Raw genomic sequence first — 23,633 nt, 5'->3', positions numbered from 1 at the left:
GCAAATGCGCCCACCGGCAGGGCGGACACCATCATGCACGCCGCAAGCGCCGCACTGAGAAACCGCGTACTCTTTTTTCTCATTGTTTATCCCTCGCTCTCTTTGTTGTCCGGGTACCTCCCCCGAAGGTGTGGCACCTCATCTTTATTATACCCCCCCCCCCCTATATTCGTTTCAATGGTTTCGGGATTTTTCACCCCACCAAAGTTTTCGTGTCTTTTTTGTCAATTTTCCACAAAAGCAGCCCTCAGCCGCCTTTCTTTCCCCTTTGCGCAAAAAAAAAAAAAAAATCACCGGAAAAGCATGTGCCTTCCCGGTGATTTTCAAAGCTTATTTTCTTTTATTTTTTCGCTTTCACAGCGTCGTCACGGTGTCAAACAGGTCCTTCGCGGCTTCCACAGCGTCCTTGCTGCCAAAGACCACCCGCGTGCCGGTAGCCATGGCGGCCCCCAGCTCAGCGGCCTGCGCCTTCAGCAGTTCAGCGTCCACAGCGCACAGGGCCTTGCGGTCGGCCGTCATCATCTCGTCGGTGATGCCGCAGAAGAACCGGCGGTCTGTCTCCCGGGCTTCGGCGCGGGGCTTGCGGGGCGTATCCAGCTTTGCCACCGTGCCCACGATGAAGTCGTTCAGGTCCTTCTCGGTGTAGTCCCGTGCGGCCAGCTCGGCCGGGCCCTTGGCAAAGGTGTCGTAGCTCTCCTTCACATGGGGGTCGCGGTAGGTGTAAAGGTACTCCACCCCGTCGGAGGAAAGCATCCCGGTGCCGTAAGCACCGCCCACCTCGCGGATGTTGTGCCACAGGTATTCGTAGCTCATCACCCGGGCCAGCACCTTGCGGTCGCTGCGGCGCTCCATGGGCCACACCAGTACATCGTAGCTCACGCCGCCGTCAATGATGAACGCTTCGTTCACCGGCGGGGTCAGCGGTTCGGTGTAGGGCACAGCTTCGCGGCGGCCCTCGGCGGCGAAGCGGCTGCCCGGCAGCAGGCTGCGCAGCTTTGCAAGGGCATCCTCGCTGCCGTACAGGCTCACGGTGAGCTGTGCGTTCTGCAGCACTTCGGTGCGCAGGGCATCCAGCTTTGCGCCCAGCGCGGCCCAGTCGGCCTTGGCCAGCAGGTCACACAGAAATTTGTAGTAGCTCACGCCGCTGCAGCGCTCGCTCACCGCGCCGTCCACCGAGTAGTGGGCGCTGGCGCGGGTGGCCGCGTAGGCGTTGCCCTGTTGGATGAACTGCTGTTCCATGTTCAGCTTCTGCTGGCTCAGCACCCGGGCAAAGGCTGCTTCGGCCGCCGGGCCGGTGAGCCTGGTGTCATACAGCCACTCGCCGCCCAGCTCCACAGCCTTTTCCAGGCTGCGTTCCAGCAGGCTCAGGCACAGGCTCAGCTTTGCGTGGCAGGGTGCACCCTCCTGCCGGCCGGTCCAGATATCCAGCTGCACGCGGCTGTCGCCCAGCCAGGTGCTGCGCAGGGTGTTCAGCTGCTGGGCGGTATGTGCGCTGCTGTCCAGCTCGTCCAGCACATCGGTCAGCAGGTCAAGGTACTGCATGTTCTCGGGCTTCACATGGCCGAGGTCGTAGTAGAAGTTCAGGTACAGGCTGCCCGCCGAGGGGTGATGCAGCAGCTGCGCACCGGCCAGCAGTTCCCGCTCTCCGGCGGCAGTCTTTGCACCGTCGCCGAGGTCGGCGGCCGTCAGCGGGTGTTCCAACACCAGCTTGCCGTCGGTGCGGATGGGCTCGCCCGCCTCGTCCTTTTGGGGCAGGGTGGGCACCTGCACCACCTGCACCGGGGCCGGGGCGAACAGCTGCCGCAGCAGCTCGTCGAACCAGCCGCCTGCCATCTTCTCCCGCAGGGACGCGAACAGCTTGTCCGTGTGCAGCAGCAGGGCCGGGTCGCCGGTGTGCAGCCAGCCGGTGGAAGCGTTGATGGCATCCAGCACGCCGTCCGGCAGGCTGCCCGGGCGCTCGAGGGATGCAAACTCCGCGCTGTTCAGCGAGGCCAGCAGCAGCTCCTGCGGGATGCCCTCGGCCAGAATGCCGTCCACGGCCTTGCGCACGGCGGCGGCAAACTTGCGGGCGCTCTCCTCGGTGGCACCGCGCAGAACCAGTTCCAGCGTGGGCTGCAGGGTGCTGTCGTCAAAGCCAATGTCGATGTCTGCGCCCAGATTTTCGGCCAGCAGGGCGGCTTTCAGCGGGGAGTTGTTGGTGCCAAGCAGGGCATCCAGCAGAATCTCCACGCCCAGCTGACGCTCCCGGTCGGCAAACGCGCCGGTGTACCACGCCAGGGCGCACTGCACCTCGTCCGGCTCCGGGTTCTCGGTGTAATAGGGCAGCTCCACGCAGGTGCCCGGCTGCTCGTTTTGCAGCGTCAGGCGCGGGCGGGTGCCGGTCTTCGGCATTTTGGAAAGGTAGTCTTTGTCCAGCAGCGCCAGTTTTTCGGCCATGTCCATCTTGCCGTACAGGGTGATGCAGCAGTTGTCGGCGCTGTAGTGGCGACGGTACACCCGCTTGTACTTCTCATAGGTCAGTGCCGGGATGCTCTCCGGGTCACCGCCGGAAACAAAGCCGTAGGCCGTATCCGGGAACATGGCCCGTTCCAGCGCGTCCTGCAGCTGCGCGTCCGGGGCAGCCAGCGCGCCCTGCATCTCGTTGTACACCACGCCGCTCACGGTGCCGTCGGCGTCCCGGTGCCAGCCTTCCTGCTCGAACACGCTCTTGTCCACCATGGCCAGCGGGCAGAACACCGCGTTCAGGTACACGTCCATCAGGTTCTTGAAGTCGGTCTCGTTGGGGGTGGCAAACGGGTATACGGTCTTATCCGGGAAGGTCATCGCGTTCAAAAAGGACGCCATGCTGCTTTTCAGCAGCTGCAGGAACGGCGAAGTGACCGGGTATTTTTCGCTGCCCGCCAGCACCGAGTGTTCCAGAATGTGGAACACTCCGGTGTCGTCGGACGGAAAGGTGCCGAAGCCGATGCCGAACGCCTTGTTGACATCTTCATTTTCCACCAGCAGCACGGTGGCACCGCTCACATCGTGGGTGAGCACCGTCAGGGTGCCGTGCTGTTCGGGGCAGTCCTCGGTGCGGAGGACAGTATAACCGGGGAATCGTTCCATTTCGTTTTCTCCTTTGCGGTTTTGAAATCGTTTGACACTATTGTATCATTCAAGGGCGAAAAACACAATTACAGGTTTGTTAATTATAACCGGCAGAACGCTTTTCAACCATTTGCTTCCCGTGCAGGGCGTTTTCGCGTGGGGCAGGTTCTATGGCTTTTGCAAAAGGCATTGCCGCCGGGTACGTTCTCTTTTGCATGCCAAAAGAGAACCAGAAAAGCACCCGCTACTTTCGAGGCGCGGGAGGCACGAATTAAGGGCTGCTCGCCCTTAATAATCCCAAAGCAGTTAGGCTCCATACAAAAAATCCAAGTCGCTTCGCTAAAGGATTTTTTGTGTTCCACCGATTTATAGGCCCTTCAGCCGCTGCGGCGGCAGCTCCCCGCAGGGGAGCGGGTTTGAGTTTCGTACTGCTTTATCTGCTGCGCGACAGCCGCAGGCTGACAGCAGCAATATGTTGTTTGCCATTGCGGTCCCTCCCGTGAAAAAGCAAAGGAGAAAAGCCCGCAGGCTTTTCTCCTTTGCAAATCAAAAATAATTTTTCCGCTGTCATTGTCAGAGCGAAGCGGAGACAATTCAAATCGTCCTTTTACACCTGTTTTGCCCCTTCGGTCCTGCAGGACACCCGGAACAGCACAAAGCCCACCGCGAACAGCACCGCCAGCATGCCAATGCCCACATTGGCGCTGCCGGTCAGCTGGCTGCCCACGCTGACGATCATGGTGCCCAGGAAGGAAGCACCCTTGCCGCAGATGTCGAACAGACCAAAGTATTCGCCGGATTTTTCCGCCGGGATGATCTTGGCAAAATGGCTGCGGCTCAGCGCCTGCACGCCGCCCTGGAACATGCCCACCACGACGGCCAGCACCCAGAACTGCCACTGTTTGGTCAGGAAGAAGGCAAACACCGCAATGCCGGTGTAGGCCGCGATGCATACCGGAATCAGCTGGCTGGACGGGTATTTTGCACTCAGCCGACCAAAGATCAGCGCCGAAGGGAAGGCCACGATCTGGGTCACCAGCAGTGCCAGCAGCAGGCCCGTGGTGTCCAGTCCCAGCGCGGTGCCATAGGCCGTGGCCATATCGATGATGGTATACACTCCGTCGATGTAGCAGAAGAAGGCCAGCAGGAACCAGAACACCTGTTTATCCTCGTGCAGGTGCTTGAGGGTGTGGCCGATGCGCACAAAGCTCTGCCGGATGGCGTGCTGCTCCACCTCCACATAGTTGATCTGCTTGTAGCGGCGCAGCAGCGGCAGGGTGGTGCCCAGCCACCAGGCAGCCGTGATGAGCAGCGCGATGGAAAGGGCCGTCATCTGGCTCAGACCGATGGCACCGCTGCCCAGCACCAGCGCCAGACACACCACAAAGGGCACGCAGCTGCCAATGTAGCCCCACGCATAGCCCTGCGAGGACACAACATCCATGCGTTCCGGGGTGGTCACATCGCCCAGCATGGAATCGTAGAACACCAGACTGCCCGAAAAGCCGATCTTTGCAAGGATAAAGATGATCAGGAACGGCAGCCATGTCGTGGCAAGGCCCATGGCACAGCAGCCTGCCACGCCCACGAACAGGCAGAGCATGAAGATGGGCTTCTTGAAGCCTCTGGTATCGGCCAGCGTGCCGAGGATGGGCCCCAGCACCGCAGTGATCACCGTGACCACCGAGCTTGCGTAGCCCCAGTAGGCCAGATAGTTCACCGAACTCAATCCCCCGGCCTCGGCCAGCGCATTAAAGAAAATGGGCACCAGTGTGGCGATCATCAGCACAAAGGCCGAGTTGCCCACGTCGTACAGGATCCACGCGCGCTCCAGCGGTGTCACCTTGAATTTTTCGTTTTGCATCTTGTTTCCTCTCACACCGCCGGGCGGTGCACTCTCTTTTTAGGTCTCACCATTTAAAATGGCCTCCGCATTCGCTCTGGCCATCTTCAGCGGAAAGTTTGTTTTTATTTTCGTGTTTGTCGTGCTCTGCGGAGCGCTCCAAACACATTCTCACCAAAAGGGTCGTAGCGGGAAACAGCATCTTTCCCTGCTGGCCTGCATCGACCTGCTCAGAACTCTCCAAATGTATGGTCGTAGGCTTTATCCAGCGGTTCGTCCGTGTCCAGCTTTTCCACAAATTCCAGAATGAGCCGTTCTGCCAGAGGTAGAGCCTTGGCGTACAGCGCTTCCAGCTGTTTGCCGCTCTCTACACACTTCGGGTTCGGCCGCGGGTTCGCCACAAGGCCGTGCAGCATGTCGTACTTGCCCACCACCTTCATGCCGGTCAGCACCACCCAGCGCTTGACCGGATTCGACGCCTGCAGAAGCCTGTGCACCGAGATCATGCCTTTGAGCGCATCCAGCGTCACCTGCTCTGAGATGCCCTCGTAGAACGGCGCGATCACCTTTGCATTTTTCTCCGACGGATGAATGTGGCTGGCCGTGAAGAACTTGAGCGGGTCGCAGCCATCCCGGCGCATCAGCATGTTGTCGAACTCGGTCTCAATTTCGCAATGGGTCACGCCGCTGGAACGGGTGAACTGCTCCACATAGGGGTGGCAGGTGCTGTCCAGCGCAAAGTGACAGATGAAGCCGATGGCATAGGCCAGCGCCGCGTCGCGGTCGCCTGCCGCCTTCACCACGCCCCGGGCGCGGTCGAAGAACACCCGGCCGGGCTTGTCGTGCATGGCATTGCCCAGCGCACTCACGGGGTTCGAGCTGGCCGCATGGTAATAAAACAGCAGGTCCGGCCCGTGCAGGCCGATATCGTAAAGTTCCCGGTTCATTTCCAGCTGCACCCGCACTTCGTCCGGCAGATGTTCCAGAACATTGGCACCAAAGCGGCGGTGCGCGTAGGTTGACGGCATGGCAGATTCCTTCCTTTCCCTCCGGCAGGGTGCACAAAACGCCCGCCGGTTTCGCGTTCTGTTTTAGTATAGCAGAAAGTTTCCCCACCTTCTACCCCTTTGTGTCTGGTTTTGGTAAAAAGTTTGAATGATTATTGCACTTTTCGGCCAGCGGACCGGTAGTTTCTCCAGCCGCGTCCTCCGCTTTCGGCCCCACTTGTGAAAAAGAGCTCCAGAAAATCCGCAGATTTTCTGGAGCTCCAATCGAAAAAAATCGACTTTCCTCTGTTCATGGCCAGAGCGCACGCGTCGGCCATTTTAAATCGTCATGCCTTAAACTTTTTCGTAGCCCTGCGGCATCTCGTTCTTGCGGTTGCGGTCCATCAGTGTGCGCAGAGCGTCGCTGGCACTCATGCCTTCCTTCACGATGGCGTTCACCGTCTGCACGATGGGCATTTCCACATTGTACCGTGCGGCCAGCTCCATGGCAGCGGGCAGAGCGTTGATACCCTCCACCACCATGCCCACTTCCTTCACGGCCTGCTCCGGGCTCTCGCCCTTGCCGATCAGGATGCCCGCACGGTTGTTGCGGCTGTGCATGCTGGTGGCCGTCACGATCAGGTCGCCGATGCCGGCCAGGCCCGCAAAGGTGTGGATGTTGCAGCCCATGGCCACGCCCAGCCGGGCGATCTCGGCGATGCCGCGGGTGATAAGGGCCGCGCGGGCGTTGTCGCCGTAGCCAAGGCCGGTGGAGATGCCCACACCCAGCGCGATGACATTCTTCAAAGCGCCGCTCAGCTCCACGCCCTTGATGTCGGCGTTGGTGTACACGCGCATACAGGTGTTGCTGAACACATCCTGCACGAACTCTGCCGCTGCTTCATCCGGGCAGGCCGAGACGATAGTGGTGGGCAGGTCCAGCGCCACTTCCTCAGCGTGGGTGGGGCCGGAGAGGGCCACCAGCTTCACGTTCTTCGGGCCATCTTCTTTGCCCAGCTCGTCCGCGATGACTTCCGTCATGGTGTAGAGCGTTTCCGGCTCCATGCCCTTTGCCACGTCCACGATGATCTGCCCGTCCGGGATGTAAGGCCGTGCCTTCGCCGTGGTGGAGCGCACGAACACCGACGGCACTGCAAACAGCAGCACATCCTTGCCGGTGCACACTTCCTCGATACTCTTGGTGAACTGCAGCTCGGCCGGGATCTTCATGCCCGGCAGGTTGGGGTGCACCCGGGTGGTGGAAAGGCTGTCCACCTCGGCCGGCAGCGCCGACCACACCTGCACCTCATTGCCGCTGACCGTCAGCATCCGTGCCAGAGCCATGCCCCAGGTGCCTGCACCCAGAACGCCGATTTTATGTTTCATTTCGTTGGTCCTCCGTTGGCACCGCGCGGCAGGCTCAGCCCGCAGGCGGTGGATTTGCGCCGTCGCCGGGCCAAAGCCCGCGGCGCTTTTGTTATGTCCATTGTACACGAAAGCCCGTGCGCCGTCAACCGGTTGCCGCATTGCACAAAGTTAACACCTGCTTTTCCCATTTTTTGTGGACTTCTCGCGTTTTATCCAAACTGTTTGCACTCGCTTCAAATTCATGTTATAGTATTTTGGTAGGTTTTGTAGGAATTTTGAAAAAGGTCTTGACTTCGACCATACTTCAAGTTCTATAATACTTTTATTCTCGTTCTTTTTAGAGTATTTGAACACCGTTCTGAGGGAACATTTTCCATGTTTGAAGCATTTCTTTCCAACCGCACGGTCAGCGTGCTGGCGGAAGCCCTGCCCCGCATCCTGACGGCAGGCCTCACCATGACCATCCCGCTGACCCTCGTCTCGTTCTTCTTTGCCATGATCATCGCCGTGGCGGTGGCGCTGGTGCAGTACGCCAACGTGCCGGTGCTGCGGCAGATTGCCCGGTTCTACATCTGGGTCATCCGCGGCACACCACTGCTGGTGCAGCTGTTCATCATCTTTTACGGCCTGCCCAGCGTGGGCATCATGCTGGACGCCTTCCCGGCGGCAGTTATCGCCTTTGCCTTTAACGAAGGCGCTTACTGTGCCGAGACCATGCGCGGTGCGCTGGAAAGCGTGCCCCAGGGCCAGCTGGAAGCCGGTTACTGCGTGGGCATGAGCTGGTGGCAGATCATGCGCCGCATCGTGCTGCCGCAGGCCCTGCGCACGGCGGTACCTGCCCTTTCCAACTCGCTCATCGGCATGATCAAGGACACCTCTCTGGCGTCCAACATCACGGTGGCCGAGCTGTTCATGGCGGGCCAGCGCGTGGCCGCCCGCACCTACATCTTCCTGCCCATCTACTGCGAGGTGGCGGTGGTGTACCTGCTGTTCTGCACGGTCATCACCAAACTGCAGGCGCTGCTGGAACGTCGGCTCAATGCCCACGGCTTCCAGTAAGAAAGGAGCGTGGGAACCATGTCCATGTTAGAGATCAAAAATGTCCGCAAGTCCTTTTTCACCTACGCGAAGCCCGGCCTGCAGGCGGGTATCTTCCACCGGCCCGGTGCCCGCAAAGTGACCAGTGAACTGAAGGTGCTGCAGGGCGTGGACCTGACCGTAGAAAAGGGCGATGTGGTGGCCATTCTGGGCCCGTCCGGCTCCGGCAAGACCACCCTGCTGCGCTGCCTGAACTTTCTCGAGACCGCCGACGCGGGCCAGCTGACCTTCGACGGTGAGACCTTCGACCTCGCCAGGGCCAGCCGCGCCGACATCGCCCGGCTGCGCAAAAAGACGGCCTTCGTCTTCCAGAACTACAATCTGTTCCGCAACAAAACGGCCCTGCAGAACGTCACCGAAGGCCTCATCGTCGCCCGCAGGATGCCCAAAGAGCAGGCCGACACGGTGGGCAGGAAGATGCTGGAAAAAGTCGGCCTTGCCGACCGGGCCGACTACTACCCCCGCCAGCTTTCCGGCGGCCAGCAGCAGCGCGTGGCCATTGCCCGTGCGCTGGCGTCCGACCCGGAGATCATCTATTTTGATGAGCCCACCTCTGCCCTTGACCCAGAGCTGACCGGCGAGGTGCTTTCCGTCATGCGGCAGCTGGCCGAGGAGGGCATGACCATGCTGGTGGTCACCCATGAGATGGGCTTTGCCCGCAATGTTTCTTCCAAGACGGTGTTCATGGAGAACGGCATCGTGGTGGAGCAGGCCGCTTCCCGTGAGTTCTTCGCGAACCCGAAGGAGGAGCGCACCCGCGAGTTTTTGCGTAAAATCGCTCACACAGAGTGATTTTACCATTTAAAATGGCCTCCGTTTCACTTTGGCCATATTTATAGGAAATTCTATTTTCTTGATTCGTAATTAAAAACGACTGCGGTCGTTTTTAATTACATTTTTCACCGGAGGGGCCGTATCGGGCAGCAGCATCCAATCAAACATTCTTGCTGCGATCCTTCACAGCCTTCTTCCGTGAAAAAGCAATCGAGAAAAATCCGCAGATTTTTCTCGATTGCAAAATTAAAAATAATTTTCCGCTAATCATGGCCAAAGCGAACGCGGCGGCCATTCTAAATCGTTTTTTCATCGAAAGGATATACAAATTATGAAACGCAGAACTTTTATCTCTCTCATGAGCGTCATGGCCGCTGCCGGGGTGCTGACTCTGGCCGGCTGCTCCAATTCTTCCAGCAGCACCGCCGCTTCCGGCACGGATGCATCCGTGGCCCCCGCTGCCGGTGACCAGCTGTCCAACATCCAGTCCAGCGGCAAGCTGATCGTTGCGCTGGAAGGCGCATGGCAGCCCTGGAGCTTCCACGACGAGAGCGACACCCTCGTGGGCTATGACGTGGAAGTCTCCCGTGCCATCGCCGAAAAGCTGGGCGTGGAGCCGGAGTATGTGGAAAGCGACTGGGACAGCCTGTTTGCCGGTCTGGACGCTGGCCGTTACGATCTGGTGTGCAACGGTGTCGAGGTGACCGACGAGCGTGCCAAGACCTACGACTTCACCACTCCTTATGGCTACATCCACACCGCTCTGGCCGTCCGCAAGGACAACGAGGACATCACCACCTTTGAGGACCTGAACGGCAAGACCACCGCTAACAGTCTGGCTTCCACCTACATGGAGCTGGCCGAGAGCTACGGTGCCACCGTGCAGGGCATCGACACGCTGGAGGAGACCATCCAGCTGCTGACTGCCGGCCGCATCGACGCCACCCTGAACGCTGATGTCTCCTTCTACGACTACCTGAACGTTCATCCGGACGCAGATTTCAAGATCGTGGCCCAGACCGAGGATGCTTCCCACGTTGCCATCCCGCTGCGCAAGAGCGACGCCAGCGCCACCCTGCTGGAGGCCATCAACACCGCCATCGACGAGCTGCGTGCAGACGGCACCCTGAAGGAACTGAGCGAGAAGTATTTCGGTCAGGATATCTCCGCCGAGAACTAACCATTGGAATGCCCTCCGCTTTGCTCTGGGCGTCTTTAGCGGTAAATTGATTTTGATATTGCAAGTCCCGGCAGACTGCGGTCTGCCGGGACTTGTCTTTTCACGGGAGAGGCTGCGACCGGCAGATGCATCCACTGCATTTTCTGCATCCCTGCACATTCACTGTTCCAAAATACAAAAAGCTCCCCCTTCGGGGGAGCTGGCGCGAAAGCGCCTGAGAGGGTTCTATGCGTGAAAATATTCGTAGATGGTCTGTGCCGTCTGTCTGCCCACGCCGGGGGTGTTTTCCAGCTGTTCAGGCGTGGCTTCCTTCACAGCACCCACACTCTTGAACTGAGCCATCAGCGCCTTGGCGGTCTTCGGGCCGATGCCCGGAATTTCCGTCAGGGTGGAAGAATAGCTTTTCTGCTTCATCTGCTGCTTGCGGTAGGCATTGGCGAAGCGGTGGGTCTCGTCCTGAATCGCTGTGATGAAGGTAAAGGTGCCGCGGTTCATGTTGATGGCGATCTCCCGCCCGTCGCTGTCCACAATGGCACGGGTGCGGTGGTGGTCGTCCTTCACCATGCCGTACAGCGGCACATCAGCCAGAGCCGTGCCCGCCAGTGCTTCCTTCGCCGCGCTCACCTGCCCGCGGCCGCCGTCCATCAGCAGCAGGTCCGGCTTCTGGCCGAACCAGTTGCTGCTGGGTTCGCCGTTCTTGGCAAGCTCTGCATACTTTTCGTACTCCGCCGCCCGCCGGGAAACAGTCTCGGCCAGCGACGCATAGTCGTCGGTGCCCGCCACGGTTTTCATCTTGAACTTGCGGTAGCCTGCTTTATAGGGCTTGCCGTCCTTGAAGGTCACCATGCCGCACACACTGGAACCGTCGCCCCAGTTGGAGATATCATAGCTCTCAATGGCGCGGGGCGGCTTTGCAAGGCCCAGCACCTGGGCCAGCTCGTCCAGCAGCTTTTCCTCCCGGGCGTAGCGGCCGCTCTCCCGGGCAAGGCGCTCCACCGCATTGGTGTGGGCCATCTCCACCAGATGGGCCTTGTCGCCGCGCTGGGGCACATAGAGCTGCACCTCGCTGCCGCGCTTTTCGTTCAGCGCCTGCTGCAGAGCATCGCTGTCCGGCGGCAGCTCGTCCACCGCAATAATTTTTGGAATTTGCTCGTCGTCCAGATAGTACCGGGGCAGAAATTCTTCCCGCACGGCGTCAATATCCGACGTATCGTGGAACAAAAACTCCCGCTTGTCGGTGAGTCTGCCGTCCCGGAACCGCAGCACCGCCGCGCACACGCTGCTGGGCGTGCCCGCCAGCGCCACCACATCCATCTCCACGTCCGGGTCCACGACCACCTTCTGCCCGGCGCTCACCTTGGTGATGGCCGCGATCTGATCCCGGATGAGGGCGGCCGTCTCAAATTCCAGCCGGTCGGAGGCTTCCAGCATCCGCTCGTTGAGCGTTTTCAGAATGTCCTTTTTGCCGTAGCGGATGAGGTGCACGGCGCTTTTTACGGCCTGGTTGTAGTTTTCGCAGCTGATCTTGCCGCTGCACACGGCCATGCACTTGCCGATGTGGGCGTTCAGGCAGGGGCGGCCTTTGCCGATCTCCTGCGGGAAGCGCTTCGAGCACCGGGGCAGCAGAAAGGCATCCATGGCCGTTTCTGCCATCTGCCGGGCCGCAAAGCTGGAGGTATAGGGGCCGATATACTCGGCATCGTCGTCCTCTTTTTGCAGCACGAAGGAAAGGCGCGGCCAGGGCTCTTTCGTCACCTTGATATAGCTGTAGCCCTTGTCGTCCTTCAGCAGGATATTGTACTTTGGGGTGTGGGCCTTGATCTGGCTGGCTTCCAGCACCAGCGCCTCGAACTCGCTCTGGCAGACGATGACGTCAAAGGCGTAGGCGTGGGCGATCATCTGGCTGACCTTGTTGTCGTGGGGCACGCCCTCGCGGAAATACTGGCTCACCCGGATGCGCAGGCGCTTTGCCTTGCCGATATAGATAATGGTGTCGCTTTTGTCCCGGATGATATATACGCCGGGTAAAAGCGGCAGCATACAGGCCTTCTGGTAAAGCTCGGCCTTGGTCATTCAGCGTCTGCCTCGGCTTCCGCTGCCCGCTCTGCCTTGAGCTTTTTGCAGTAGCGGATGTTCTGCAGGCACCCCAGGATGCCCGTGACATTCAACACCCAGGTCCACCACTTCATGTGTTGCTCGGTGAACAGCTCCACCAGGGCGCTGGCTGCCAGCAGCGCGCTGAACATGGCCAGGAAAACATACCAGGGCTTGCCGCTGTCACACAGCGCCACAAATTTTTCCATGCGTTCCTTGTTCTTCTCGCTCATAAAAGTGCCTCCTTCTACGGTGTCTTTTCCATCGCATCCAATACCAAAAAAGCGGCAGGAGACTTTCCCGCCGCTTTTGATTCCTTAATGCACAGAATTACTCTGCAAAGCCAGACTCCACCAGCTTAATCAGGCCGTCCACGGCAGCCTGCTCGTCAGCGCCGTCGGCGATGATGCGGATGGTGGTGCCGCCCACGATACCCAGAGACAGAACGCCCAGCAGGCTCTTTGCGTTCACGCGGCGTTCTTCCTTCTCGACCCAGATGGAAGACTTGAACTCGTTAGCCTTCTGAATGAAGAAGGTAGCCGGACGAGCGTGCAGACCAACCTGATTTTCAACGGTGACTTCTTTCACATACATAGTAAAGCGCTCCTATCTAATATCGTTTTGGGTACAAAATTTGTAGAGTGTGCCTGTTGCGTTACGATTATTTTAGCGCAAGTCGAAACGGTTGTACAGCCCTCCGGCGCATTTTTGGCGGTTTCTCCAATGAAAAGGGGGCCATTTTTCATTATTTGTACAAAGATAATAAAATTATTCCCCGAAGGTTAGAGGGTAGATACAAAAGTTTTCAACATTTTTTCGACCGTCGGGCGGATTCTCGACCGTTTTTGTGCGTTTTCGGCACCGGGCTTCCGGCTTCGACAGCCTGTTTTCGCCCTTTTCCGCCCCCGGCCGCCCGCGCATTTGCGGCCAAAATCACTCCTGCACCGCGCCCTCATACCGCATCAGGACAAGGGCACATTTCTTCACCACGGCGGGGTACTGCTCCGGGACAAATTCCAGTTCCATTTCCCCGGTCAGCTTCCAGCCCATGCGGGTGTAGAGGGCGATGGCCCGGCTGTTGGTGTTCAGCACGCTCAGCACCGGGTGCTTGTGCTCCGGCAGCTTTTTGCGGGCAAAGTCCAACAGCTTCTGCCCGATGCCCTTGCCCCGGGCGCTCTCGGTGACGAACAGGTGTTCCACATGGCCCACCTTGTGGTTGACGCTCACGATACCGTCCGGCACGTCCTTCGTGGTGTGCAGGTAACACGCCCAGCCCGCAGCCTTCTCCTGCCGCAGCTGCAGCAGATATTCTTCCTCCGTCATGCCCGCGCAGTATTCTGCGGTCCAGTTTTCCGCGCAGACGGTGCGGCGGCCTTCCAGAAAGATGCGGGCTGCAGCGGCAAACTGCTCGTCGGTCTTCACCAGGCGCACGTTCTCGCCGCGCTTCCACTTGGGCAGTTCGGTCACCGGGTGGCTGACGCACCACTGCTCGTACAGCTCCGGGCGGCGCAGGCGGGTGCGCTCCCGGCTCTTTTCGCCGCGCCAGGCGTCGATCTTCTGGTGGTCGCCGCCCAGCAGCACCTGCGGCACCGCGCGGCCTTCCCACACTTCGGGGCGGGTGTACTGCGGGTATTCCAGCAGGCCGTCCCAGTAGCTTTCTTCCTCGTAGCCCTTCTGCTCGGCCAGCACGCCGGGCTTCAGGCGCAGCACGCTGTCCGCCACCACAAGGCTGGCCAGTTCGCCGCCGGTGAGGATGTAATCGCCAATGGAGATTTCCTCGTCCGCAAAGGCCTCGATGACCCGTTCATCAATGCCCTCATAGTGGCCGCACACCAGCGTCAGGTTATCGTACTGGGCCAGGCGGCGGGCATGTTCTTCGGTGTAGCGCTGGCCGCCGGCGGTCAGGAACACGATATGCGGAGCCGGGCGGCCCTGCTGGGCCACTTCCTGCTGCACGGCACGCAGGCAGTCCGCGATGGGCTGGGCATACAGCACCATGCCGCAGCCGCCGCCGTAGGGGTAATCGTCGGTCTGCTTCTGCTTGTTTTTCGTATAGTCCCGGATCTGGTGGCAGTGGGTCTCAATATAGCCCTTCTTCGCCGCACGGCCCAGAATGCTGGCATCCAGCACCTGCTGGCACATCTCCGGGAACAGGGTCACGATGTCCACACGCATTCCCATGGTTCAGTTTTCCTCCCGTTCGCTGTCAAAATCGTCGTCCAGCAGGCCCGGGATGGGCGTGACGAGGAGATAGCCCTCCGGCGGGTTGCGCTCTTTCAAAAAGGCATCCACGCCTGGGAACATATACTCTTTGCCGCTGGGTGCCTTGACGGTGTAGATATCCTGTGCGCCGGGGTGGTCCACGCTGGTCACCACGCCGTACACCTTGCCGGTGTCGGCGTCCCGCACTTCGCAGCCGATGAGGTCGGCCACATACCACCGGCCTGCAGGCAGGGTGGCGTCATTGCGGTCAAAGTAGAACACCTGCCCGCGCAGCGCCCGGGCGGCATCCATATCGTTCACGCCTTCCAGCTGCAGCAGAGCCATCTGCCCCTGCGCACGGATGGAGACGATTTTATAGGCTCTGCCGCCCTGTGCCGAGGGGTACAGCCTGCCCACCTTTTTCAAAAAAGCCACGCCGTCGCACCAAAGCTCCAGCTTCATTTCGCCGCGCACCCCGTGGGTCGTCACGACCTTGCCTGCTTCCAGATATTGCTGCATTGTAATCTCCCTGTATCACGTCCTCGCCCTCTCAGCCGCCTTCGGCGGCAGCTCTCCCAAAGGGAGAGCCAAGAACGTTTCGATCAGGCCCTTGCCTCTCCCTTCGGGAGAGGTGGCATTGCACCAGCAATGACGGAGAGGGCGAGCCTGCTTATAACAAAAAAGGCCCCTTGCCGCAAGGGCAAAGGGCCTGTAGGGTGCTCAGTCGATCTCAACAAGGACCTTTTCATCGACCCGCACAGCAGCCGCGCGCATCACCACACGAATGGCTTTTGCGATCCGGCCCTGCTTGCCGATGACACGGCCCATATCTCCCTCTGCCACGCTCAGGTGGTAGACGATGGTGCCGTCCTCGCGGGGCTCGTCCACCGTGACCTTGACGGCGTCCTTGTCCTCCACGAGACCGCGGGCAACTGCCAGCAACAGCTCCTGCATGAGTCAGCCCTCCCTACTTACAGAACGTTGGACTTCTTCAGCAGGACGCGAACGGTATCAGTGGGCTGTGCGCCGTTGGCGATCCACTGCTTTGCCTTCTCAGCGTCGATCTTGATCTCAGAGGGCTCCTTGTTGGGATCGTAGGTGCCGATCTCCTCGATGAAACGACCATCGCGGGGGAAGCGGCTGTCAGCAACAACAACACGATAGAAGGGAGCCTTCTTGGCGCCGACGCGGCGCAGACGAATCTTAACTGCCATGGTAAATATCCTCCAAAAATTGTTTTGTGCGGCCCTTGCGGGCGCGTTGTTTATATTGTACAAACCCGCAAGGGGGTTGTATCACAAAGTCATTTCAGCCCGCGGAAGGCATTGGGGTTGCCCATCATGCCGCCCAGACGGCGGGCAAAGCCCTTGGGGCTTTTCTTGAACTGCTTCATCATCTTCTGCATCATCTCAAACTGCTTGAGCAGCTTGTTCACGTCGGCCACGGTGGTGCCGCTGCCGGCCGCGATGCGGCGCTTGCGCTTGGGGTTGATGATGGAGGGCTTTTCGCGCTCCTCTTTGGTCATGGAATAGATCATGGCCTCGATGCGGTCAAATGCCTTGTCGTCCACCTGGCTGGCGTCGATGCCGGAAGCACCGGGCAGCATGCTCAGCATGGCACCCGCGCCGCCCATCTTGCGGATCTGCGCGAACTGGTCCAGCATGTCGTTCATGTCGAACTTGTTCTCCAGCATCCGCTTGGCGGTCTCCTCGGCGGCTTTCTCGTCCGCCGTCTCCTGTGCGCGCTCGATGAGGCTCAGCACATCGCCCATGCCCAGAATGCGGCTTGCCATGCGGTCCGGGTGGAACACATCCAGATCGTCCAGCTTTTCGCCGGTGCCCTGGAACTTGATGGGTTTGCCGGTGACGGCCAGCACCGAAAGGGCTGCGCCGCCGCGGGTGTCGCCGTCGGTCTTGGTCAGGATGATGCCGTCGATGCTCACCTTCTCGTTGAAGGTCTTGGCCACGTTCACGGCATCCTGACCGGCCATGGCGTCCACCACCAGCAGGGTCTCGTCCACAGGAACGGCTTCCTTGATGTCCACCAGCTCCTGCATGAGCACATCGTCGATCTGCAGACGGCCGGCCGTATCCAGGATCACGATGTCATTGCCGTAATCCTTGGCATGAGCCAGCGCCTTTTTGGCAATTTCCGGCGGCTTTGCGCCCGGCAGCGTGAACACCGGAGCACCCGCCTGCTTGCCCACCACCTGCAGCTGATCGATAGCAGCAGGGCGGTAAATGTCGCAGGCCACCAGCATGGGGCGGCGGCCCTGTTTGATGAAGTATTTTGCAAGCTTTGCAGCGTGGGTGGTCTTACCATTGCCCTGCAGGCCGCAGAGCATGATGATCGTCTGGCCCTTGTTCTTGATGTTCAGGCGGGCTGCTTCGCTGCCGCCCATCAGAGCGACCAGTTCTTCGTTGACGATCTTGACCACCTGCTGGGCGGGAGTCAGGCTTTCCATAACCTCCTGGCCCATGGCGCGCTCGGACACCTTGGCGCAGAAGTCCTTGGCAACCTTGTAGTTGACGTCGGCTTCCAGCAGTGCCATGCGCACTTCGCGCATCGCGGCCTTGATATCTGCTTCGGTCAGCTTGCCGTGGCCGCGCAGCTTTTTGAACACACCGGCAAGGCGGTCGGTCAGGGATTCAAATGCCATTGTGCGGTGCTCCTTTCAGAATGGTTCTCAGCTCTCGTTCGCTTCGTCGATGGAACGGATCAGCGCCAGCATCTTCGTCAGCTGGTGCTCGTACTCGGTGGTGGTCAGGCCGCCGGGGCCGGTGCACTCGAACCGTGCATCAATGACCATCTGTTCCAGTTCTTCCAGTTTCTGCTGCACGCGGCGGTACCGCGCCGCAAAGCCGACCTTTTCCTCCAGCTCCCGCAGTGCGTTCTCGCCATGTTTGATGGTGTCCCGCGCACCCTGCCGGGTGATGCCGAAGTTCTCGCCGATCTCACTCAGCGAGAGGTCATCGTTGTAATATTGGCGCAGCATCTCGCGCTGTTTCTCGGTCAGCGCTTCGCCGTAGAAGTCGAGCAGATAGCCCATTTCCAGATCTTTTGCCATCGCCTGACCCCCGGTAAACTGCCTTCGCTTTCGAGAAGTGATGTAAAGACTTTTTGCTTTACGGATGAAGTATACCAGAACCCTTGTCCGCTGTCAAGAGTCTTTCAGAGATTTTTCCAGAAAATCTGCCAAAAATTCGCTGTTTTTGCCAAAATGCCGCTTGACGCGCGAGGGGCTTCTGCGTTAGGATAATAATGTTGTATCCCATGAGAGGAGGGCTTCTGTGCCGATCTACCCGAATTTTTATCAGACGCTCACCACCTGCCCCATCGTGGAGCTGCGGGGCTATGCCGCCGCCTGCGGGCTGAAGGGGCGGCTGTACGCCTATCTGGATTTTGCAGGCCCCACCGGCACCGCCCGCGACGGCCTTGCCGAGGGGATGCTGGCCCTCGCCATCGAGAAAAAGAAGCTGCTGCCCGGCCAGCCCATCATTGAAGCGGCGTCCGGCCCCTTTGCGGCGGCGCTGACGTTGGCAGGCCTGACGGCCGGACATCCGGTGGTGCTGGTGATGCCGGAGGACGCCCCCGCCCTGCGGCAGGAGACGTTGCTGCGGCTGGGTGCCCAGATCCAGCACAGCCCTTCCCGCAGTGGTGCCGCCGGTGCACGCCGTCTGGCCGCCCAGATGGCCGCCGACAACCACTGGTACGATATGAACTGGCTGGCCAACGACGATAACCCTGAGTACCACCGCCGCGTCACCGGGCCTGCCATCGTGCAGGCCATTGCCCGCGAGGGCAAAAGCGCCGTGGATGCCATCGTCATCGGCGTGGGCAGCGGCGGCACCGTGACCGGCGTGGGCGAGACCATCAAGGCCTGGACCAACGATGTGCGCATCGCCGCCGTGGAGCCCTATGAGTCCCAAGCGCTGGGCGGCGGGCTCACCGGCCCCCACGGTATCACAGACATGGGCTACGGCTTCGTACCGGACAACTTCAACGCCTACGTGGTGGACAACGTGGTGGCCGTGAACACCACCGACGCCCAGCGTGCCGCCCAGAAGGTGCTGCGCACCGATGCCATCCCGGCTTCGGTGGCTTCCGGTGCCGTGCTGCAGGCAGCGGCCCAGCTCATCAACGTAGGTGCCAGCCGCGCGGCCCTCGCCATCCTGCCCGGAAGGCAGTTCATCAATACATTATAAGGAAAGGATTCCCTGAAAACCCCCATGACAAACGACATGACCAAAGGAGCCATTACGCCGCTCCTCATCCGCTTTACCATCCCGCTGGTGCTGGGCAACCTGTTCCAGCTCACCTACAACGCCGCCGACAGCATCATCGTGGGCAAGTTCGTCGGCGAGGAGGCGCTGGCCGCCGTCGGCACCTCCAATCCCCTCATGACCCTCGCCATCCTGTTCATCAACGGCATGTGCCTGGGTGCGGGCATTCTGGTCAGCACGGCCTTCGGTGCCGGAGATACCAAACTGGTGGAACGCCAGGTGTCCACCACCGCCATTGCCGGTACGGTGTTCTCGCTGGCCTTCTCCGCCGCCTGCGTCATTCTGGCGAACCCTCTGCTGCGGCTGCTGCAGGTGCCCACCGATATCATGCCCATTGCAGCGGATTACCTGCGCATCGTGTTCGCTGGCCTGATCTTCACCTTCTTCTATAACTTCCTTGCCGCCACCATGCGCGCCCTGGGCGACAGCAAAAGTGCCCTGTACTTTCTGATGATCAGCGCCGTGCTGAACATTGGCGGCGACCTGTTCTTTGTGCAGGCGCTGGGCTGGGGCAGCAACGGCTGCGCCCTCTCCACCGTCATCAGCGAAGCGCTGTGCTGCGTGCTGTGCGTGGTGTACATCCGCTGGAAGGTGCCGGTGCTGCAGCTGGGCCGCCGCTGGCTGGTGTTCGATGGCTCCCTGCTGCGCAAAACGGTCAGCTACGGCTGGGCCAGCGCCATGCAGCAGGCCACCGTGCAGCTGGGCAAGATCGCCGTGCAGGCCATCGTGAACACCATGGGCGTCAACGCTATGGCTGCTTTCACCGCCGCTTCCCGCATCGACGATTTCGCCTACACCCCGCAGCAGAATATCGGCCACGCCATGACCACCCTCATGGCCCAGAACCGTGGTGCCGGGGAGCACGAGCGCGTGAAGCAGGGCTACCACTGCGGTATGCGCATCGAGGCCGCTTACGGCATCCTCATCGCGCTGGCGGTCCACATCTTTGCCAACCCCATCATGAAGATGTTCGTCACCGACCCGGAAGTCATTCACCTGGGCGTGCGCTTTCTGCAGACGGTATCCCTGTTCTACCTGATGCCCGCTGCCACCAACGGCATCCAGGGCTTCTTCCGCGGTGTGGGCGATCTGCAGGTCACGCTGGTGTCCAGCACCATCAACATGATCGGCCGCGTCATTGCCGCCGCCGTCTTCGTGCTGATGTGGAAGATGGAGATCGAAGCTCTGCCCTACAGCTACGTTGTGGGCTGGGTGCTGATGCTGCTCTACGAGCTGCCCATGCTGGTGCGCTACCTGCGCAGCCACGAAAACGATCTGTAAATCCCCTATCACGCAAAAATGCCGCCGCATCGTTCGATGCAGCGGCATTTCCTTTATTTTGGCTTACTTGCGGTTTGCCAGCAGATTCTCGATCTTCTTCAGCGGGTCGATGATGCTGGAAACGGACATATCGTGGTTCAGTGCCACCACAAAGTAGGCAGCGTACTTGGACACGTCCACGTCCACATACCAGTCGCGGGTCAGCAGTTCCGGCTTGCGGTAGGTCAGGTTGGTGCCCACAACATAGGTCAGAATGCCGTCTGCCACAGCCTTGTCGAACTTGTCCAGACCGCTGGTGAACAGGGGGAAGGTGGCGTTGGCGATGATGTTGGCAGCGCCGCGCTCCTTCAGGTTGCTGGCGACCTCCAGCATGCTCTCGCCGGAAGCAATGATATCGTCCGCGATAAAGACAGTCTTGCCTTCCACGCTCTCGCCCAGATACTCGTGGGCCACGATGGGGTTGCGGCCGTTCACCACGCGGGTGTAATCGCGGCGCTTATAGAACATGCCCAGATTGCAGCCCAGCACGCTGGAGAAGTACATGTTGCGGTTCATTGCGCCTTCGTCCGGGCTGACCACGGTGAACTTTTCCTTGTCGAAGGACAGGCCCGGGTCCTTCTTCAGCAGGCTCTTGAGCACCTGATAGGTGGGCATGGCGTTGTCAAAGCTCATCAGGGGCACTGCGTTCTGCACGCGGGGGTCGTGGGCATCAAAGGTGATGATGTTGCGCACGCCCATGGTCTGCAGCTCCTGCAGTGCCACAGCGCAGTCCAGACTCTCGCGCACCACGCGGCGATGCTGACGGCCGCCGTACAGGCTGGGCATAATGACGGACACACGGTGTGCCTTGCCTGCAACGGCCTGGATCAGGCGCTTCAGGTTGGCAAAGTGGTCGTCCGGGGACATGTGGTTCTCGTAGTTGAACAGCTTGTAGGTGACGTTGTAGTTGCCCGGGTCAACGACGATGAAGATATCGTCACCGCGCACCGACTCCTTCACCAGACCCTTGGCGTCGCCGCTCTGGAAGCGGGGGCAGTCGCAAGGAATAATGAAGGTATCTTTGTCAATTCCGGCAGCCTTGGCCCAGCGGACCAGATGCTTGTCGATCAGACCGGTCAGTTCCTCTGCACCGGGGCAGGAGATCAGCCGCATATCTGCCACACTGGGCTGCTCAAAGAACGACTTCGGGGAAATTTCAATAGACATAGTCATAACTCCTTATTGCTGTTTACGATCCGTATCATGCACACAAGAGCGCATATCTGGTTTTATTTTATCACATTTCGTCGATTGTGCCATATCAATTTGTTTCATGTCAGGATTTTCTGCGCCTTGCACATCTGTTTTGCTTTTTTCAAAAAGAGTCTGTGTGTTTTTTACAAAAGCCATACTTTTGCAGTCGTTTTCCCGTATTTTTCCCTCAAAAAAACGCTCCGCCGGACGGTCCCGGCGGAGCGCTTTTTCCATTTTACAGCCGATTCCGGTCCGCTCAGGCGTCCTGTTTCAGCTGCTGTGCCTTTTGCCACGCGTGAAGTGCCCGTGCACGGCTCACGGCGTAAGTCGGGAAGAACTTCTGCTCTTCCTCCGGCTTTCTGCTATCCCAGTTCAGATCCGGGATCAGCTCGTTCTCCATTGCCCAGCGGGCAGCATGCTGCAGATCCATATCCTCCTCTTCCTGCCCAATGTCAGGGTAAAGCAGCGTCGATTCCGGCATCGGGCGGTCGGCATCCTCCCACAGCATCAGAGCCAGCTCGCTGCGGTTTCTGGGCCAATAGGGCAGCCCGTAGCAATTCCTGAGCAGCTCGGTGCCCGCATAGTAGCCGACCACAGTCGTGCCGGCTGCAATGATCACCGCTGTGACCTCCCCGCAGCATCCCGGCCCTTCCGGCGTGTCCGGCACCTCAGGCGGCTCTTCGCCCCACTGCGCGGTCAGCTTGGTGTTAGCAGTCATCTTTATGGTGGCAGGATCCCCATAAAAATTGCCTTCTGTACCATCCCAGTAATGGAAAAAATAACCTGGCATTGTGGGGGCAGGCGCAAGCTCTACCTTTTCATTTTCCGGCACGATCTTTTCCTTGTATGTCTCGTCATCCGCGCCCTCAGCCGGATCACCGCCGTTCAGATCGTATTCCAGCTTGTAGCCCTTCTCCGTGCTCTTTGTTGTATAACCGCAGTAGCTGCACGTCGTGGTCACTTCGCGCTCATAGTGGTCAATCTTCTCTTTCCAATCACCTTCGACGCTTTCGACCTTCCCCTCCGCTTTGCCAGCACTATACTCGTGTGTTTTCAGCTCACCCTTTGTTGGGGGGGTGGTGCCTTCTTTCTTGCCCCACACAGGATTGCCGTCTACATACACCTCCGTGCGGCCGGTGTCAGTACCATATCCAAACACCCGCGAGCAGGTTCTGTAATCCAGCCCTGCTTTGACCGTATTGTTGCCGGAGATGTTGATGATATACTTGTAGTTACCCATGTTGGAGTCGTCGATCTTCAGCGCAGGCTTCGCCAAGAAGCCTTCGCTGGAGTTTACCGTACAGTTGTTGAAGTTGACCGTGATATCGTTCTTTCCTGCACCGTAATCAGTGTAAACATTGATCACCCTGCCGTCCGCATTGAAGGTGCAGCCGTCAAAGGTCATCACCGGCGAGGAGTACGTCCAGAGCGCATAACGGCCACTGGGAGCATTGAAGGTCGTGTTCTTGAACTCGGCACTCTTATAGCCCCAGTAGCAGGTCTCGCCGTTGATGACACAGTCCTCTACAACCGTTTTATTCGCACGGATGAAGCCCAGATAGTCCACATTACCGGAGCGGAGGGTCATGTTCTGGAAGGTGACCGTGCCCGCACCGTCAAAGCTGTAGTCACCGTTGTACTCGGTGCCAAAGTTTGCAGGGTCCGGGACCAGTGCACCGATGTTCCACGCCGTTTTGTCGGTGCCCTGACCAACGAAGGTCAGGTCCTTGCCCTTGGTCGTGCCAGCACTGGGGATGCTATACAAGGTATAGTTGCCCTCGCCCAGCTCGATGGTATCGCCGCTTTTCGCAGCTTCTACTGCATCTTTCACGGTGTTATATTCGTTTTCGCCGATCCACACCTTTGCCGCTTCCGGTACGGTTTCTTCCTCTGCAAATGCCAGCATCGGAAGCATCTGGAACATCATGGCAACCGCCAACAACGCCGCAAGAAACCTGTTATGCTTCTTCTGTTTCACTGTTATCCATTCCTTTCGTCTCACTGTTTTTGATCCGCTTGCATGGTCTGATCTCCCGCCCCGTCACCTCCTCTGATGTGTTTATTCCATTGCATACCACCCACATTATACCCCCCCCCCCCCCCCCCCCCCCCCCCCCCCCCCCCCCCACCCCCCCTACCTCACCCAACAACACCCCTCCTCTCCTTTTTTTTTTTCTTTTTCTTTTCTCTTCTTTTTTCTT

21 protein-coding genes are annotated in these 23,633 nt (G+C 59.4%); 5 read left to right on the top strand and 16 right to left on the bottom strand.

Features of this window, described 5'->3' with window-relative positions:
* Positions 1-354: 354 nt before the first annotated feature.
* The 4 genes from CGS49_RS08690 to CGS49_RS08675 form a co-directional block, all read right to left on the bottom strand.
* Positions 355-3,108 carry an insulinase family protein gene (locus CGS49_RS08690; RefSeq protein WP_097801454.1) on the bottom strand — a complete coding sequence of 918 codons (2,754 nt, stop codon included), beginning with the start codon at positions 3,106-3,108 and terminating at the stop codon, positions 355-357.
* 589 nt (positions 3,109-3,697) lie between these two features.
* Entirely contained in the window at positions 3,698-4,954 is a 1,257-nt protein-coding gene (locus CGS49_RS08685; RefSeq protein ID WP_097801453.1) for an MFS transporter, read from the bottom strand.
* A 209-nt stretch (positions 4,955-5,163) separates the two neighbouring features.
* Positions 5,164-5,961 carry a zinc dependent phospholipase C family protein gene (locus CGS49_RS08680; protein WP_097801452.1) on the bottom strand — a complete coding sequence of 266 codons (798 nt, stop codon included), beginning with the start codon at positions 5,959-5,961 and terminating at the stop codon, positions 5,164-5,166.
* Positions 5,962-6,273: 312 nt separating this feature from the next.
* Positions 6,274-7,305 carry an NAD(P)H-dependent glycerol-3-phosphate dehydrogenase gene (locus CGS49_RS08675; RefSeq protein WP_097801451.1) on the bottom strand — a complete coding sequence of 344 codons (1,032 nt, stop codon included), beginning with the start codon at positions 7,303-7,305 and terminating at the stop codon, positions 6,274-6,276.
* Between the two features lie 357 nt (positions 7,306-7,662).
* On the opposite strand from CGS49_RS08675, the gene CGS49_RS08670 reads away from it, so the two are divergent.
* From CGS49_RS08670 to CGS49_RS08660, 3 genes are all read left to right on the top strand, one after another.
* The gene (locus tag CGS49_RS08670; protein WP_097775067.1) at positions 7,663-8,346 is read left to right on the top strand and encodes an amino acid ABC transporter permease; all 684 of its coding nucleotides are present in this window, start codon (positions 7,663-7,665) and stop codon (positions 8,344-8,346) included.
* Between the two features lie 18 nt (positions 8,347-8,364).
* Positions 8,365-9,177, top strand: a complete 813-nt coding sequence (locus tag CGS49_RS08665; RefSeq protein WP_097801450.1) for an amino acid ABC transporter ATP-binding protein — start codon at positions 8,365-8,367, stop codon at positions 9,175-9,177.
* A 313-nt stretch (positions 9,178-9,490) separates the two neighbouring features.
* Positions 9,491-10,339, top strand: coding sequence for a transporter substrate-binding domain-containing protein (locus CGS49_RS08660; RefSeq protein WP_097801449.1), 849 nt, complete (start codon positions 9,491-9,493; stop codon positions 10,337-10,339).
* 225 nt (positions 10,340-10,564) lie between these two features.
* Here CGS49_RS08660 and uvrC read toward each other — a convergent pair whose 3' ends face one another.
* The 9 genes from uvrC to CGS49_RS08615 all read right to left on the bottom strand — a co-directional run bounded on the left by uvrC (position 10,565) and on the right by CGS49_RS08615 (position 17,702).
* Positions 10,565-12,412: an excinuclease ABC subunit UvrC gene (gene uvrC / locus CGS49_RS08655; RefSeq protein WP_097801448.1), complete on the bottom strand. Its 1,848-nt coding sequence runs from the start codon at positions 12,410-12,412 to the stop codon at positions 10,565-10,567.
* Positions 12,409-12,666 (bottom strand): hypothetical protein, encoded by a 258-nt coding sequence (locus tag CGS49_RS08650; RefSeq protein ID WP_097801447.1) that lies wholly within the window; start codon positions 12,664-12,666, stop codon positions 12,409-12,411. Before CGS49_RS08650 ends, uvrC begins: the two co-directional genes overlap by 4 nt.
* 97 nt (positions 12,667-12,763) lie before the next feature.
* Positions 12,764-13,027: an HPr family phosphocarrier protein gene (locus CGS49_RS08645; RefSeq protein ID WP_005920365.1), complete on the bottom strand. Its 264-nt coding sequence runs from the start codon at positions 13,025-13,027 to the stop codon at positions 12,764-12,766.
* Between the two features lie 339 nt (positions 13,028-13,366).
* A complete protein-coding gene (gene trmD / locus CGS49_RS08640; RefSeq protein ID WP_097801446.1) occupies positions 13,367-14,614 on the bottom strand; it encodes a tRNA (guanosine(37)-N1)-methyltransferase TrmD in 1,248 nt (415 codons plus the stop codon).
* A gap of 3 nt (positions 14,615-14,617) precedes the next feature.
* Positions 14,618-15,154: a ribosome maturation factor RimM gene (gene rimM, locus CGS49_RS08635; RefSeq protein WP_097801445.1), complete on the bottom strand. Its 537-nt coding sequence runs from the start codon at positions 15,152-15,154 to the stop codon at positions 14,618-14,620.
* A gap of 201 nt (positions 15,155-15,355) precedes the next feature.
* Entirely contained in the window at positions 15,356-15,589 is a 234-nt protein-coding gene (locus CGS49_RS08630; protein ID WP_005920371.1) for a KH domain-containing protein, read from the bottom strand.
* Positions 15,590-15,606: 17 nt separating this feature from the next.
* Positions 15,607-15,849 carry a 30S ribosomal protein S16 gene (gene rpsP, locus CGS49_RS08625; RefSeq protein ID WP_005944692.1) on the bottom strand — a complete coding sequence of 81 codons (243 nt, stop codon included), beginning with the start codon at positions 15,847-15,849 and terminating at the stop codon, positions 15,607-15,609.
* Between the two features lie 89 nt (positions 15,850-15,938).
* Complete coding sequence (ffh, locus tag CGS49_RS08620; RefSeq protein WP_097801444.1) at positions 15,939-17,294, bottom strand: signal recognition particle protein; 1,356 nt, start codon at positions 17,292-17,294, stop codon at positions 15,939-15,941.
* Positions 17,295-17,321: 27 nt separating this feature from the next.
* Positions 17,322-17,702: a sigma factor-like helix-turn-helix DNA-binding protein gene (locus CGS49_RS08615; protein WP_097801443.1), complete on the bottom strand. Its 381-nt coding sequence runs from the start codon at positions 17,700-17,702 to the stop codon at positions 17,322-17,324.
* 223 nt (positions 17,703-17,925) lie between these two features.
* Between CGS49_RS08615 and CGS49_RS08610 the strand changes: the two genes are divergently transcribed.
* Together CGS49_RS08610 and CGS49_RS08605 are read left to right on the top strand one after the other, a co-directional pair.
* Complete coding sequence (locus CGS49_RS08610; RefSeq protein ID WP_097801442.1) at positions 17,926-18,840, top strand: pyridoxal-phosphate dependent enzyme; 915 nt, start codon at positions 17,926-17,928, stop codon at positions 18,838-18,840.
* A gap of 24 nt (positions 18,841-18,864) precedes the next feature.
* The gene (locus CGS49_RS08605; RefSeq protein ID WP_097801441.1) at positions 18,865-20,199 is read left to right on the top strand and encodes an MATE family efflux transporter; all 1,335 of its coding nucleotides are present in this window, start codon (positions 18,865-18,867) and stop codon (positions 20,197-20,199) included.
* Between the two features lie 63 nt (positions 20,200-20,262).
* Here the strand turns inward: CGS49_RS08605 and CGS49_RS08600 are convergent, their stop codons facing one another.
* The 3 genes from CGS49_RS08600 to CGS49_RS08590 are packed head-to-tail and all read right to left on the bottom strand — an operon-like array spanning position 20,263 to position 23,410.
* Positions 20,263-21,405, bottom strand: a complete 1,143-nt coding sequence (locus CGS49_RS08600; RefSeq protein ID WP_097801440.1) for a ribose-phosphate pyrophosphokinase — start codon at positions 21,403-21,405, stop codon at positions 20,263-20,265.
* A 12-nt stretch (positions 21,406-21,417) separates the two neighbouring features.
* A complete protein-coding gene (locus CGS49_RS08595) occupies positions 21,418-21,666 on the bottom strand; it encodes a hypothetical protein (RefSeq protein WP_097801439.1) in 249 nt (82 codons plus the stop codon).
* A gap of 22 nt (positions 21,667-21,688) precedes the next feature.
* Positions 21,689-23,410, bottom strand: coding sequence for a hypothetical protein (locus CGS49_RS08590; RefSeq protein ID WP_097801438.1), 1,722 nt, complete (start codon positions 23,408-23,410; stop codon positions 21,689-21,691).
* Between the last annotated feature and the right edge of the window lie 223 nt (positions 23,411-23,633).

Source organism: Faecalibacterium langellae, assembly GCF_002549775.1.
Classification (GTDB): domain Bacteria; phylum Bacillota; class Clostridia; order Oscillospirales; family Ruminococcaceae; genus Faecalibacterium; species Faecalibacterium langellae.
This window is presented reverse-complemented; position numbering and strand designations above follow the sequence as displayed.